The sequence below is a fragment of the Lelliottia sp. 489 genome (assembly GCF_050435885.1).
Lineage (GTDB): Bacteria > Pseudomonadota > Gammaproteobacteria > Enterobacterales > Enterobacteriaceae > Enterobacter > Enterobacter nimipressuralis.
The window spans coordinates 284,593-298,974 of sequence record NZ_JBNDLC010000001.1; the positions used below are offsets into that span (position 1 = coordinate 284,593).

A 14,382-nucleotide genomic window follows, 5' to 3' on the forward strand; every position below is an offset into this window, starting at 1 on the left:
ATTACTGGGCTTCTATTTTAAAGGCGCGAGGCTGAGGTGAGGCGGTTTGTGGGCCGAACCAGACGTCATAAATTTTGGCGGCGTCGCCGGTTTTCTCAAGATTCACCAGCTCGTCATTCACCACGTTCAACAGCGCGGTTTCGCCTTTCTTCACCCCCACGCCGATCTCCTCTTTACTGAGCAAATCCGGCAGGATTTTAAAATCGGCTTTATCCGGCGCCTGGGCCAGTAAACCGGCCAGAATGGTGCTGTCCTGAGTAATCGCCTGCACGTTACCGTTGCGCAGGGCGGTTAACGCCAGCGGAATATCGTCGTAAGAGAGCACGCGGGATTGCGGGAAACGCTGGTGCAGCGCCTGCTCGCCGGTGGTGCCTTTCACTGCGCCGATGCGCGCTTTGCTGTAATCATCCAGTTTATCCGCCGATTTTGCCGGAACCAGGAACTGCTGACCGGTCACGAAATAGGGCGTGGAGAAATCAATCACCTGAGCACGTTCCGGAGTGATGGTGATGTCGGCGACGATCAAATCGGCTTTCCCCGACTGCAGCAGCGGAATGCGGTTCGCCGGATTCGTGGCGACCAGCTCCAGCTTCACGCCAAGTTTTTTGGCCAGCGCTTTGGCGAAATCGACGTCATAGCCAACGATATCGTGCGTTTTGGGATCGATGGAGCCGAACGGCGGGTTGGCATCAAACGTGGCAACTTTCACCACGCCAGCGGCTTTGATATCTCCCAGCTGATCGGCCTGCGCCTGGGTCGATAAAAGGCCGCCTGTGGTCAGTAAACCGAGTGCCAGTGCGAGTGTGTGATAGTGCTTTTTATGTGTAGCCATAGTTCCCTCAAGTATCCCGTTGTTTTTGTTTTGTCCGGATACGCTCCCATAAGCGTTATCTATCGCCAAATAAGAAAATGTTCTTTGCTATATGCAAAAAGGTATTAGTGAACAGCGTGTTACGGGTAAGTGACGAGAGGCGATGTATTTGCGAATTCTGAAAATAGTCAGCTGATATTGGCATTTCCGTTAAGTCCAGTTTGGGGGTTAACTGAGTTCAGACGCCATCAAGAGGAGTGGAACCATGCAAAACTGGGTGAATACGTTACGGCGGTTTTTTGTCGCCAAATCAGAGACGGAGAACAGCGCGCAACGTGTTATTGAATCGGTCCTGCCGATCGCCAGTCTGTACGGCGTCGACGTTGCTAATATCGACCCGGAGTGGTTCCATGACAAAACACCACGCTGAGCTGCGCCACACGCGCATGACCTACTGGAACGAGCTGTGCAGCCGATACCTGAACGTATCGGCTTTTTTTGTTCTTAATCCGTCAACCTGCTAAGGTCTAAGGCAAAAATCACCTCGCCTGAAGACTGAATGAACAGCCAAAAATTGATCCGGCGTGCCCTGGTGGTGTGGATAATTGTCTGCCTGCTGAGCAGCGTCCTGCTGTATGCCGAACAGATCCGCCGCCAGTTCTGGGAGCGCGATCGTGAATTTACCGCGCTCTTTTCCGCCATCAGCGCGGTGCTGACGCAAAATGAATCTGTTTTGCCCCTGCTCAATGGCGACGAAGATCTGACGGCGCTGCGCAAAAAATTCCCCCACATTCTGGCCCTGGAAAAAACAGCAGGCCGTGCGCTGGATGCTGCTCGCGTTGAGCCGCTCCGTGACGATCAGTACTGGCTGTACAATCCTTGGCGGCAGATCCGAGTGCGGATCGATCTGCGTCCGCTGCTCGCCGCCACGCACCGTTTTTCCCATCTCTCTATCAGCCTGTCAGCAGCCGATGCGCATCCCTCATCGACGGCGTTCTGGTACTGGCAGCGGGCATTCCCTCAGCATACGCAGCCCTTTACCCTGACGGCGGATGCTGAACCGCACTGGCTGCAAATCTCCTGGGCGCTATTCCCGCTGCTGTTTGTCGGCTGGGCAGCCATCGTTGCAGCAGGGAGCGGTGTGCTCTGGCAACGCTTGCAGCGGCAAAACGCCGAGCAGCGAGCCTGGTATTATCAGCACGCGCGACTGAATACGCTCGGCGAGATCACCGCCGGCATTGTGCATGAAATCAACCAGCCGCTGACGGCGGCGCAGACCTGGATTCAGGGGGCGCAGCGACAGCTGGAACAGGAGAATCCGCAGGCGGTGGCCCATGCGCTCGGCGCGGCGCTGATTCAGACTCAGCGCATCGGCGAACTGCTGGCGCGCTTTCGTGAACACGTGGTGCAGGAAAAAGTCACGCCGAGCGAGATCGATTTAGCCCAGTGCTGGCAGCATGTGGTGAATTTGCTGGAGCATGAGCGCAAATCGGAGCACATCACCGTCAGCCACGCTTTCACGGCCGACGCCGCCACCGTGCTGGCCGACAGGCTTTGGCTGGAGCAGGTGTTACACAACCTGCTCAGCAATGCGATTCAGGCCCAGCAGGAGAACGCGCGCGGCTGGGTACACATCACCAGCCAGCGTAAAAACAGGGTCATCGAAATTATCATGACCGACGGCGGGGCGGGGTTCAGCCCGGAGGCGCTGGAGAAGGCGTTTATGCCGTTCTACAGCGGCAGAGAAAAGGGGATTGGTCTCGGGATGACGCTCACGGAATCGCTAATGATGCGCATGAATGGCACGATCGCGCTCGCTAACACGCCTGAGGGCGGGGCGCAGATCGTGTTGCAACTGGAACCGGGTAACGGAGCCGCACATGGGTAATGTGGTCTATTTGATTGATGACGACGCCGCCATCAGAGAGTCAATGGCCTTTCTTCTCTCGGGCATGCACTGGGAGGTGAAAACCTTTGCCAGCATCGAGGCGTTTACCGAGAGGTATAGCAACGACCGGGCGCTCGCGGGCTGTCTGCTGCTGGATATGCGCATGCCGGGCAAAGGTGGGCTGACCTGGCTGGAAGAGGGGGCGTGGCCGTGGCCGCTGCTGCCGGTGATCGTCATGACCGGGCACGGCACCGTTGATGCCTGCCGTCGGGCGTTTCATCAAGGGGTTTTCGAGTTCTTCACCAAGCCGCTGGATGCCGATAAGCTTATCGAAACCCTCGCTCGCGCGTTTGAGGAGAGTCAGCGCCGCACGACCCACTGGCAGGAGGTAAAGCGGGTGAAAGCGCTGTTTGAACAATTGACGGCGCGGGAGCATGAAGTGCTTTGCGAACTGATGGAGGGGCGCAGCAATAAAGAGGTGGCGGCGCGCCTGAATTTATCACCCAGAACCGTTGAAGCGCACCGCGCGGCGCTGTTTGCCAAGCTCGGCGTGAGCAGTCTGGTGCAGGCCATCCGCGAGTACGACAAATTGCAATCCGTATAACTACCAGGTGGGCTGCGTAATCAACCGAATACCGCTTAACCGCGCATCCCGATAGCATCGCGTTGTCTCCCACATTCGAGGAATTGCGATGAAAACGTTAATGACGGTAGCCGCGCTGATGGCAGGAATGATTTCGGTATCCGCGCAGGCAGAAACCCTGACGCAGAAAAATATCTCTCTCACTCAGGCGAATGCCCTGGCGAGCGCGGCGATTCAGGCCTGTAGCGCCAAAAATTACCAGGTCAGCGTGACGGTAGTGGATCGTGCGGGCGTGGTGAAAGCCGCGCAGCGCACCGATAACGCCGGTCCGCATACGGTAAAAGCCAGTGAGATGAAGGCGTTTACCGCGCTCAGCACCAAAAATGCTTCCGGCAAAGTGATGGAAGCCGCACAAAGCAACGCGGGCGCACAGAATATGCGTGACGTTCCGGGTTTCTTGCTGCTGGCAGGTGGTTTGCCGGTGAAAGAGGGCGACGAGGTGATTGGTGCAATCGGTATCGGCGGTGCGCCAGGCGGTCAGTTAGATGAAGCCTGTGCACAGCAGGCGCTGGACAGTGTGAAAAAGTAACAAACGCTCTACGGTGTAGACGTTAAAAAAGCCGGGTAGGGCGAAGCCGCCACCCGGCGTTGACGGTCAGATCTTGCAGGCATCGCCGCAATCATCGTCGGCAACAACCGCCTGCGCTTTCTTGTTTGCATCTTCCAGACGTTCCGCGTTGCGCTCTTGCGCCTCTTCCAGACCGTTAAACACCAGATTATCGAGATCAATTTCCATTATGCACCTGCTGAGTTCAGTTTTGCTGTTGGCAGAGTATAGGATAAAAAAGTCGGTGAAAGTACCTCACCGCACGTAACGCCAATCCCTGCCATACTCTTTCTCTGACGGCTGAGAGGAGGGGAAATGATCACACTGTGCAAAACCTGCGGGACATCCTATGACACCACCACGGGCGCCGTGGAGCGCTGCGCGATTTGTGAAGATGAGCGCCAGTATGTTCCCGTTGGCGGGCAACAGTGGGTGGATTTTGACACCGTTGTCACCAACCACACCAACAAATGGCAGCAGCTTGAGCCAGGCCTGCTAAGCCTTAAAACCGTACCCAAATTTGCCATCAACCAGCGTGCGATCCTGCTGACCACACCGCACGGCAATATCCTGTGGGATTGCATCGCCACGCTGGACCCTGCCACCCGCACGCTGATTAACGCGTTGGGCGGGCTGCACGCCATTGCGATCTCCCATCCCCATTACTACACCACCATGCAGGAGTGGGCGGCGGCGTTTGACGCGCCGGTCTATCTCCATGCCAGCGACCGGGAGTGGGTGATGCGCGACAGCCCGGCGCTGCGCTTTTGGGAGGGAGAAACTCAGGATCTGCTACCTGGTATCCGGCTGCTGCGTCTGGGCGGCCATTTTGCGGGCGGAACGGTGTTGCACTGGGATAACGGTAGCGGCGTCCTGCTCGCCGGGGATATTTTGCAGGTGACGCCCGGCGCGGACCGGGTGTCGTTTATGTGGAGTTACCCGAATATGCTTCCCCTGCCGGGGGCGGCGGTCAGTGCGATAACCGACCGACTGCGGGAGGTCCCGTTCCAGCGGCTGTACGGCGCCTTTGAAGGACAAAACATCACCGAAAACGCACACGACATCGTCATGCAATCAGGGCAGAAATATATTTCTTGTATGAAGTAAAGCGCGGTGGGTAAACTTCACAAGCGTGATCGCGATCATGCCTAAACTAAAACAGATAAAAGAGACATTGCTATGCAACATATCATTGAAGGTTTTCTCAGCTTTCAAAAAGAGATTTTCCCGCAACGTAAAGAACTCTTCCGCAGTTTAGCGTCCAGCCAGAATCCCAAAGCGCTTTTTATCTCCTGCTCAGACAGCCGTCTGGTCCCCGAACTGGTGACGCAGCAGGAACCTGGACAGCTCTTTGTCATTCGAAATGCTGGCAACATTGTGCCGCCGTTTGGCCCTGAGCCAGGCGGTGTCTCTGCGACGATTGAGTATGCGGTGGTAGCGCTGGGCGTGACCGATATCGTGATTTGCGGCCACTCCAACTGCGGTGCGATGAAGGCGATTGCCGACAATGCGAATCTGGACCCGATGCCTGCGGTGTCCCATTGGCTTCGCTATTCCGATGCGGCCAAAGCCGTGGTGGAAAAGAAAACCTGGGCCACCCCGACTGATAAAGTGAATGGCATGGTGCAGGAGAACGTGTTTGCCCAGTTGAGCAACATCAAAACCCATCCATCGGTGGCAGTGGGGCTGCGCAATAACGCCATCCGCCTGCACGGCTGGGTGTATGACATCGAAAGCGGCGAGATCCTCGCGCTGGATAAAGAGAGCAAAACCTTTATCTCCCTGTCTGACAACCCTCAGGTCTACTTCGAATAACGCTTTCAGGGCGGGACAGACCCGCCCTATATCGCCGGTTAGCCCGGCAACACTTCCAGCTTTACACCCGCCTTGCGCGCCGTCACTGGCAGCAAATCAACCGCCGCAACATATCCGTCCGGATCGAGACAGCGGTTATAGCTTTTAGCTTGCGCCAGAATCTCGTTATCCCAGTAGACGCGTTTACGCTGATCGCCCTGAGTGGTCAGAATGCACTCCACATCATCCCCGACCGCACAATACTGACGCCAGCTGTTGGCCGGAACGGAAATCACCGAGCGCTCCGGGGCGATCACGCTCACCTCTTCGCCCGCCTGATTCCACGTCACCTTCAGCGACCCTTTGAACACCATAATCACCTGCACGTCCGGGCAGAGATGACGCCCGACCACATGCTCAGCGGCGAGGCGCAGCCATTCGACGGAAAACCCGTGCGGATTCACAATCGCCGGTGCCGAGTGGCGGTCCTGCGACATACCAAAACCAATCACCGGCGCGATCTCCCCGCCATGACCCGGCAGTACCGAATCCAGCAGGCCGTCCGCTGACCAGCGGCGTTCGTCGCCAGTGACGGCACGCTGACGCATCTCTTCGACAGAATAGTGGCGCAGGGCGGCGATCTCTTCCGGCGGCAGCGGCGTTAACAGCTGTGAGGCATCCGGCAGCGTATCGCCCGCGTTCACGTCGAGCAGCATATTGTCTTTGCTCAGATACAGCCCGTATTCGCTGGCCGCCGCCAGAATGGACGGATGCCAGATGATCCCCCCGGTGTTATTCCCGCCAAGCACCGTGTAGACCATGCCGCAGGCCTCTTGCGGGCTAACGTTGGTAAATCCACGGAAAATCCACGTCGGAATCGACAGAATGGCCGGCGCGCTGAACTCGGCTTCATTTTCGCCGTTCGCCCCCCAGCGAAAACGCCAGGTGCCTTCATGAATCAAAAACACCTCAGCGGTGAAGTGCAGATGCAGGTTATTGGTCACCCCTTTCGGCATCGCCGCTGCGCCGATATTAAAGCCGTGCGGTTCCGGAATATTGACCACCTGCGCCGATGACTGGGTGACACCCGGCCCGATAAAGGAGTAGTTCTGCTTGAGGTGCGAGCCGGGCAGTTTGCAGTCGATAAACGCCAGATTGCAGGACACCATCTCATCGGGCGTGATGACGCGGCTTTTGGCCTGCACCGGGGTGATATGTTGTGCTTTCATAATGTTTCTCCTGTTAGTAACCGGATGCGCCCGTGGTGGGAGCGGAGGCTCCGCGCGCCAGGGCGATAGCTTCCCGCGCGGCGCGGCCAAGCTGCATCACGTCGTTGGCGGGGGTGACAAACTGAAAACCCTGGTCGATACGCAGGCGTGCGGCGTCGCCGGAGGTGCAAAAAATCCCGGCCAGTTTTTGCTGCTGGCGACAGCGGCTGACCACCCGTTCGACGGCGGCGAGCATCTCAGGGTGCTGGGATTCCGCGCTGGCGCTGCCGGTGAGGGTTAACGACAGATCGTTCGGGCCGATAAACACGCCGTCCAGCCCGTCGGTTGCCAGAATGGCGTCGAGATTCGCCAGCCCTTCGCGGGTTTCAATCATCGCCAGCGTCAGGATCTCCTGGCAGGCGTGCTGCGGATAATCCGCTCCGCCGTACAGCAGCCCGCGCGCCGGGCCAAACGAACGCACGCCAAACGGCGGATAGCGGCAGGCGGCGACGAAGCGCGCGGCCTGTTCGGCGGTAGAAATCATCGGGCAGATAATGCCGTAGGCCCCGGCGTCGAGCATGCGCATGATCTGCGCCGGATCGTTATGCTGGACGCGTACCAGCGGCACCGCGGGCGTGGCTGACAGGGCCTGAAGCATCGCCAGGGCGCTGGCGAAATCGATCATTCCGTGCTGTAAATCGACCGTCACCGCGTCATAGCCCTGATGACCGACGATCTCCGCGCTGTAGCTGGAAGGGATCGCCAGCCAGCCGTTGATGATGGGGGACTGTTCCTGAATCAATTGTTTGAGTTTATTGCGTCGCATCAAGGGACTCCTGAATCCACTGGCGCAGCGGCGGGGCGACCTCATCGGGCGCTTCGAGCACCACGAAATGCCCGGCTGTTGGAACCGTTATGTGCTGGGCGTGGGGCGCACTTGCCGAGGCCAGTTGGTGATGGTGGGGCGTGCAGATGGGATCGTGCGCGCCGTTAATGATAATAATGGGGCAGGAGAGCGCGCTCAGCGCCCGGCGGTTATCCCGCCGGGAGAGGGCGATCTCCGTCTGGCTGGCAAAGGTGTCGTGGCCGCTCTCCTGCGCCATCTGGCAGACAAGCGCGTGGAGTGGCGCGTCAGAGCGCCGCGCGGGGGCGACATACTTTTGCCACAGGGTGTCAGATAGCCAGTTCGCCAGCCCTTGCTCACGCGCAGCGCGAACGGCTTCCCGTCGGACGGCGAGATTTTCCGGCGCATCGGCAAGGGGATTCACCGACATGAGCGCAAGACCGGCCAGCCGCTTCGGGGCATCGGCCGCTATTTGTAGCGCCACGATAGCCCCAAGGGAAAACCCGACCAGCAGAAAGCGCGGCGGCAGGTTTTGCAGCAGGCGCTGCGCGGCCTGCGGTGCGGAATCCGCCCCGGTAAGGCTCACGCACATCACGGAAGAGAGCGCCAGGCGCTCTATCAGCGGCTGCCACAGACGCGCCGTGCAGAGCGTTCCGCCGATCAACACCAGCGGGAGCGCGGTGTTATCACACACTGTTTTTTCCATTTGGCCTCTCATGTGGCAGTCCAGCCGCCGTCGACCAGCAGCGCAGTGCCGGTGATCATCGCCGCCGCATCGGAGGCCAAAAACACCACTGGCCCCATCACATCCTCGACGCGTCCGAGACGCCGCAGCTTGATGTTCTCCAGCACATAGCGGCGAAAATCCGGGTCGTCGAGGGACTGGCGCGACAGCTCGGTTTCGATAAAGGTCGGGCACAGGGTATTGACCCTGATACCCGCACCGCCCAGCTCCAGCGCCATGGTTTTGCTTAACCCCTCGAGTGCAAATTTTGACGCGCAGTAGACGCTGCGATTCGGGCCGCCGACGTGGCCCATCTGCGAGGAGATATGGATGATGGAACCCGGAATGTTGTGCTCGCGCATCCGCTGCGCTACCCGCTGGCTGAGGAAAAACGTGGCGCGCAGGTTCAGGGTCATCACCGCGTCAAAATGGGTTTCGCTGACGGCGAGGAAAGGCTCGTGACGGGCCAGCCCGGCGCTGTTGACCAGAATGTCGAAGGCGGGCAGCTCTGCGAGCGCCGCATCGACGCGCGAGATATCGGTGATATCCAGCGCCAGCGAATGCAGCGTCAGCCCGCCTTCAGCCGCAAGCGCGGCGGCGTGCTCCAGCGTGTGTCGATCGTGGGCGGCAATCCACACCTCTGCACCCGCCTGGGCGAGCGCCACGGCACAGGCGAAGCCCAGCCCCCTGGAGCCGCCCGTGACCAGCGCCCGTTTTCCGGTAAGATGAAAAGAGGGAGTGTGGGGAAGGGTCATGATTACACCTTTTCCCGAACCGGCGCAGGCGTGGCGTAAGGCACGTCCGTATTCCCGTAGCGGCGTACGCGAATGTTGGCCTGCTCCGCGTGCCCGGCAAAACCTTCCAGCAGCGACAGACGCGAGCAGTAGCTGCCGATTTCGGCGGTGGCTTCGTCACTGAGGACTTTCTGCCAGGTGCAGGTTTTCATGAACTTGCCGACCCACAAGCCGCCCGTGTAGCGCGCCGCCTTTTGCGTCGGCAGGGTGTGGTTGGTGCCGATGACCTTGTCGCCATAGGCCACGTTGGTGCGCGGGCCGAGGAACAGAGCACCGAAGTTGGTGAGATTATTGAGGAACCAGTCGTCGCGATCCGTCATCACCTGCACATGCTCGGAGGCGATACGATCCGCTTCGGCCAGCATCTCGTCGTAGCTGTCGCAGACGATGATTTCACCGTAATCCTGCCAGGACTGACGGGCGACGTCAGCGGTGGGGAGTTTTGCCAGCAGGCGTTCGATCTCCGTCAGCGTCTCTTTGGCCAGCGTCAGCGAGTTGGTCAGCAGAATTGCCGGTGTCGTAACGCCGTGCTCCGCCTGGCCCAGTAGGTCGGTGGCGCACATTTCTGCATCGACGGTGTCGTCGGCGATCACCAGGGTTTCCGTTGGACCGGCGAACAGATCGATCCCTACGCGGCCAAACAGCTGGCGCTTGGCTTCGGCGACGAAGGCGTTGCCCGGCCCAACCAACATATCAACCGGTGCGAGGGTGTCGGTGCCGAGCGCCATCGCGCCAATCGCCTGAATGCCGCCGAGGGCGAAGATCTCCGTTGCACCTGCCATTTTCTGCGCAGCGACAATCGCTGGCGCCGGTTCACCGCCAAACGGCGGGGCGCAGCTAATAATGCGCGAGCAGCCCGCGACGTTGGCGGTGATTATCGACATATGCGCCGATGCCAGCAGCGGATATTTACCCCCCGGCACATAACAGCCGACGGCGTTAATCGGAATATTTTTATGGCCGAGAATAACGCCGGGGCGCGTTTCGATCTCCAGATCGCGCAGACACTCTTTTTGTGCGCGAGCAAAATTAAACACCTGCTGCTGGGCGAATTCGATATCGTGAATATCCTGGCGGCTGAGTTTTTTCATGCAGCTATTAATTTCGGCGTCCGTCAGGCGATAATCCCGACGGTCGTAGTTATCGAATTTTATCGATAATTCACGGATCGCTTTATTCCCGCGTTTTTCAATATCCGTCAGAATCAGCTCAACGGTTTCACGTATTTGTCGCTGCGCTTCCTGACGTTCCTGCACCGGTTTACTGGATTTAAGTTGATAAGCCACAATGTTCTCCTTTAATACTCGAAATGACAGATGCCCTCCCGGCGAACCGGGATAGTTATTACATAATGAGCGGGAATTATTCTCGCGCGGAGGCGAGGGAACGGTTGGTGGATAATTCCACCGGCTGACGGGTTTTGCGGGAATAGACCCAACGCACCGAAAGCGGGGTGGCGATGGCCGCAATAATCGAAAGCCCGGCAATAAACAGATACCCGGACGAGAGATTAATGTGCTGCATCATGACGCCCATGATTACCGGCCCGGCAAACATGCCGCAGGAGTAAATAGTCTGGAATAACCCCATGCGGGTGGACTGCTCATCGGAAGTCGTGTTGACTACGCTCAGGGACATGAACGCCGCGAACGCCATGCCAAACGAGAAACCGCCCAGCGCCTGCAGAAGATAAATCAGGTACAGATTGCTGGTAAACGGAATGCCAAACGACGAAATCACCTGGAGCAAAATCCCCAGCACCGCCGTTTTGACCAGCCCCAGTCGCTGATAAAACACCGAGCTGCACAGGGCAATCGCCAGGGCGTAGAAGATCAGATGGATGTTACTCAACAGCGTCAGAATTCCGGCGCGGGCGCCGAGTTGTTCAGCGTAGATGGGGGTAAGGGTGTCTCGGGTGGCGAAAGGAACCAGAATCACAATGGTTGCCAGAATACCGATCAGCCAGACGGAGCGGTCAGCGAGCTGAAGTTTCGCTCCGGCGATACAGGCTTTCAGTGACGGCGCCTGCACCGGATCGTGGACGTCGCGAATGCGGGTGGTCAGGAACAGGGCGAGAAGAGCAGACACACAGGAGACGAAAAATGCGATGTTGTTCGCAAAATAGTGAATCAGCACGCCGCCGATGCAGTTGCCGAGAAACACGCCGATGGGGCCAGCCAGCGCCAGCAGGGCGACAGCCGCCGGGGCTTCTTTGCGATCAAAGTAGCGAATAAACAGAATGTTATACAGCACCCAGGTGGCGGCGGTTACGCCATCGGCGGCTTTCGCCAGATACAGGGTAATGGCGTTCGGCTCAAGCCAGGCAATCGGCCAGGCGATGACTGGCAGTACCAGCGCTATCTGGATAAAGATTTTGCGGCTCTTCACCACGTCAGAGATGATCCCCAGCGGGAAACGAATCATCAGCGTCGCCAGACCGCTGGCACCCATGATGATGCCCATTACCTGCGGTTCGATGCCCTGATTGATCATCATGGGCGCCAGAAACGCATCGATGCTGTGAATACAGATATAAAACAATACGCTAATGATAAAAAACAGCCGGGCTTCCGGTCGGCGCAACAGTGCTCGAAACATGGTTGTGAACCTCTTAAAAATTAATGGGTTATAACCAATCAAGTACAACGTTTACCGGCTCAGTCCCTCTGATGACATCCCAATTTTCCCGGTACAATTGACGACATGCATACGTATTCAAAAATTGAAGTTACGAAAAGGTTTCAATTTTGTAAAGGTTCAATATCACCATTGTGAAAAAAATAATTTAGGCTGTTGCATACGCATGCAAAAGTGGTGTAAGACTAAAAAGCACTCACTTCCTGAGGCGCTTTTAACGGGGTGGTTATCGAAGATGGTATGTTATCTCTTTGAAACACATGGCCTGAATGTGGAAGTGACAGGATAAGGAACCCAGGGTAATGAAGCGTAAGACGTTTGCGGCGGTGACCAGCCAGCAGGTGGCACAGCTGGCAGGGGTGTCGCAGTCAGCGGTATCCCGCACCTTCACGCCGGGGGCGAGCATTTCGCCCACCACGCGTGAAAAAGTGCTCAAGGCGGCGCGTGAGCTGGGCTATCGCCCGAATGCGATTGCCCGTTCGCTCAACACGGCTCGGTCGCGCATTATCGGCGTGGTGATCTCCTATTTTGATAACCAGTTTTATCCGCAGGTGCTGGAAGCGCTGGCGCAGAAGCTGGATACGCTTAACTACCACCTGCTGCTGTTTGTCGGCGACAGGGACGGCAACGTCGATCGCATTTTCGACCAGATTATGCAGTATCGCGTCGACGGGATTGTGCTGGCGTCGGTGACGCTGTCGCTGGATCTCTCTCAGGAGTGTCTGGCCGCCGGAATTCCGGTGGTGCTGTTCAATCGCAGCGAAGAGAGCGGAATGGCGTCGAGCGTCAACAGCAACAACGAAGCCGCCGCGCGGCAGATTGCTGAATTCTTGCTCGCCGGAGAGCACAAGCGCTTCGCCTACGTGGGCGGCGTCGCAGATTCGTCGGTGAATATCGCCCGCCAGCGGGGGTATCTCGACACGCTCGCGGAGCACGGTGTCACAGACGTAGAGGTGGTGAACGGTAACTATGACGCGCAGCAAACTACTCGCGCGGCGTATTCGCTTTTCACTAAGACGCCTGCGCCAGACGCCATTTTTGTCGCCAACGATCATATGGCGGTGATGGTGATGGACGTGGCGCGCTACGAATTTGGCCTGCGGGTGCCGGAGGATGTGTCGATTATTGGCTACGACGACATCGGGCCGTCCGGCTGGCCGTCCTACGCCTTAACCTCGGCCTCGCAGCCGGTGGAGGCGATGGTGACAGCGACGGTGGAATTACTGATGAAGCAGATCGACAGCGGCAACATCGAGCCTGAACAAATTACGCTGCCCGGTATGCTGGTGGTTCGCCATTCGGCGCGTCGCCCGCGCACGGGAGTCATCGAAAAAGACGGTTTATCTCTGTTCCAGCCTCAGGAGGTCAAATGAGCAGATTGCCGGGCTTCAGCCCCCAGTTCGACTCTATTCAGCAATTTATTCTGACGCTGACCCACGTGGTCTGGGAGCAGAAGGATATCGGTCAGTTGGCGGATTTCTACGCCACGCCGGTGGTGTTTATTACGCCGGAAAAACAGCTTAACGAACTGTCGCAATTTATGCGCCTGACCCTGGAGGCGATGCACAGCTTCCCGCAACGCTCTGTGCTGACGGAAGATATCCTGTGCAGCCACACGCCGGGCGAGGAGTATTACGCGGCGCAGCGCACGGTGGCGTCGATTCGCCATCAGGGGGAGGGTTTTTTCGGTGCGCCGACCGGGAAAAATGTGTGGGTGCGCACCTGGGCAGACCGCATTTGCGCCGACGGCGCGGTGCGCCAGGAGTGGCTGCTCCAGGATCGGGCGGCGATTGTCTCTCAACTGGGGCTGGATATTCGTGAGTTCGCCCGCAGCCTTTCCGCCACGCAGCAGCAGCTTGGCATTGAGCCGGAATCGGCCGAAACCCTCGACGCACGCTGGGCGGGTGGCCCGGAAGGTGATGATATCGACGGGCCGCTGGCGGGTGTGGTCGAGCGCTATCTGACTATGTGGGCGGGGGGCAACGGCGGCACGGTGCCGGGGTTGTACCATACTGCCGCGACGCTCTATGGACCGGGGCACTGCATGGCCACGGGCGAGCAGGAGATCGGCGCCTGGCTGTCGGGCTATCGCGCGTCGTTTGCGGACAGTGAAACCCAGTTGCACCACCTGATTGTGCGCAAAGATCCGAACGAGCCGGTGCGCATTTCCCTGCGCTGGTCTCTGCTGACCTGGCACGATGGCTACGGTAAATTTGGCGCGCCCACCCGTAAACCCATTTCAATTACCGGTATTACCCAGCTCGAATTACGTGATGGTTTAATTATTCGCGAATACTTGGGTGTCGATGAGTTAGCGATCTGGTCGCAGATTGTGAAATAAATTAGATTGTGAAATAAAAAAGGGAGGTTCGCCTCCCGCTATTCTTCTTTTATTAACGCTGTCTACATCGCCGTATTAGGTTCTGCGGTTAATTTCTCCATCCATTCCGGGTGCGGGATCCTTTTGTCTGAAAAGAAATGCAGGAGGTCAT

General features: G+C 58.0%; 16 protein-coding genes. 8 read left to right on the top strand and 8 right to left on the bottom strand.

The window, feature by feature from the left end:
• Nucleotide 1: 1 nt before the first annotated feature.
• Entirely contained in the window at nucleotides 2-832 is an 831-nt protein-coding gene (locus tag ABIE11_RS01475; RefSeq protein WP_429183659.1) for an ABC transporter substrate-binding protein, read from the bottom strand.
• Nucleotides 833-1,076: 244 nt separating this feature from the next.
• On the opposite strand from ABIE11_RS01475, the gene ABIE11_RS01480 reads away from it, so the two are divergent.
• From ABIE11_RS01480 to ABIE11_RS01495, 4 genes are all read left to right on the top strand, one after another.
• On the top strand, nucleotides 1,077-1,241 hold the full coding sequence (locus tag ABIE11_RS01480) for a hypothetical protein (protein ID WP_164971748.1): 165 nt from the start codon (nucleotides 1,077-1,079) through the stop codon (nucleotides 1,239-1,241).
• 129 nt (nucleotides 1,242-1,370) lie between these two features.
• Nucleotides 1,371-2,699, top strand: coding sequence for a sensor histidine kinase (locus tag ABIE11_RS01485; protein ID WP_429183661.1), 1,329 nt, complete (start codon nucleotides 1,371-1,373; stop codon nucleotides 2,697-2,699).
• Entirely contained in the window at nucleotides 2,692-3,303 is a 612-nt protein-coding gene (locus ABIE11_RS01490) for a response regulator transcription factor (protein WP_102103542.1), read from the top strand. Before ABIE11_RS01485 ends, ABIE11_RS01490 begins: the two co-directional genes overlap by 8 nt.
• An 88-nt stretch (nucleotides 3,304-3,391) precedes the next feature.
• On the top strand, nucleotides 3,392-3,871 hold the full coding sequence (locus ABIE11_RS01495) for a GlcG/HbpS family heme-binding protein (RefSeq protein ID WP_429183664.1): 480 nt from the start codon (nucleotides 3,392-3,394) through the stop codon (nucleotides 3,869-3,871).
• 66 nt (nucleotides 3,872-3,937) lie between these two features.
• Here the strand turns inward: ABIE11_RS01495 and ABIE11_RS01500 are convergent, their stop codons facing one another.
• A complete protein-coding gene (locus tag ABIE11_RS01500; protein WP_429183666.1) occupies nucleotides 3,938-4,078 on the bottom strand; it encodes a hypothetical protein in 141 nt (46 codons plus the stop codon).
• 126 nt (nucleotides 4,079-4,204) lie between these two features.
• On the opposite strand from ABIE11_RS01500, the gene ABIE11_RS01505 reads away from it, so the two are divergent.
• Entirely contained in the window at nucleotides 4,205-4,996 is a 792-nt protein-coding gene (locus ABIE11_RS01505) for an MBL fold metallo-hydrolase (RefSeq protein ID WP_429183668.1), read from the top strand.
• Nucleotides 4,997-5,068: 72 nt separating this feature from the next.
• A complete protein-coding gene (locus ABIE11_RS01510; RefSeq protein ID WP_100780429.1) occupies nucleotides 5,069-5,704 on the top strand; it encodes a carbonic anhydrase in 636 nt (211 codons plus the stop codon).
• Between the two features lie 38 nt (nucleotides 5,705-5,742).
• Here the strand turns inward: ABIE11_RS01510 and ABIE11_RS01515 are convergent, their stop codons facing one another.
• The 6 genes from ABIE11_RS01515 to ABIE11_RS01540 form a co-directional block, all read right to left on the bottom strand.
• On the bottom strand, nucleotides 5,743-6,912 hold the full coding sequence (locus ABIE11_RS01515; RefSeq protein WP_429183670.1) for a cupin: 1,170 nt from the start codon (nucleotides 6,910-6,912) through the stop codon (nucleotides 5,743-5,745).
• 13 nt (nucleotides 6,913-6,925) lie between these two features.
• A complete protein-coding gene (locus ABIE11_RS01520) occupies nucleotides 6,926-7,717 on the bottom strand; it encodes an HpcH/HpaI aldolase family protein (RefSeq protein WP_429183672.1) in 792 nt (263 codons plus the stop codon).
• Nucleotides 7,704-8,441: an alpha/beta fold hydrolase gene (locus ABIE11_RS01525; RefSeq protein ID WP_429183674.1), complete on the bottom strand. Its 738-nt coding sequence runs from the start codon at nucleotides 8,439-8,441 to the stop codon at nucleotides 7,704-7,706. The genes ABIE11_RS01520 and ABIE11_RS01525 overlap by 14 nt, the downstream gene beginning before the upstream one ends.
• Before the next feature lie 8 nt (nucleotides 8,442-8,449).
• A complete protein-coding gene (locus ABIE11_RS01530; RefSeq protein ID WP_429183676.1) occupies nucleotides 8,450-9,214 on the bottom strand; it encodes an SDR family NAD(P)-dependent oxidoreductase in 765 nt (254 codons plus the stop codon).
• A 2-nt stretch (nucleotides 9,215-9,216) separates the two neighbouring features.
• Nucleotides 9,217-10,539, bottom strand: a complete 1,323-nt coding sequence (hisD, locus tag ABIE11_RS01535; protein WP_429183677.1) for a histidinol dehydrogenase — start codon at nucleotides 10,537-10,539, stop codon at nucleotides 9,217-9,219.
• Between the two features lie 76 nt (nucleotides 10,540-10,615).
• Nucleotides 10,616-11,851, bottom strand: coding sequence for an MFS transporter (locus ABIE11_RS01540; RefSeq protein WP_429183679.1), 1,236 nt, complete (start codon nucleotides 11,849-11,851; stop codon nucleotides 10,616-10,618).
• Between the two features lie 341 nt (nucleotides 11,852-12,192).
• On the opposite strand from ABIE11_RS01540, the gene ABIE11_RS01545 reads away from it, so the two are divergent.
• Both ABIE11_RS01545 and ABIE11_RS01550 read left to right on the top strand, forming a co-directional pair.
• Nucleotides 12,193-13,263 carry a LacI family DNA-binding transcriptional regulator gene (locus tag ABIE11_RS01545; protein ID WP_429183681.1) on the top strand — a complete coding sequence of 357 codons (1,071 nt, stop codon included), beginning with the start codon at nucleotides 12,193-12,195 and terminating at the stop codon, nucleotides 13,261-13,263.
• A complete protein-coding gene (locus ABIE11_RS01550) occupies nucleotides 13,260-14,231 on the top strand; it encodes an ester cyclase (protein WP_429183683.1) in 972 nt (323 codons plus the stop codon). The genes ABIE11_RS01545 and ABIE11_RS01550 overlap by 4 nt, the downstream gene beginning before the upstream one ends.
• Nucleotides 14,232-14,382: the final 151 nt, after the last annotated feature.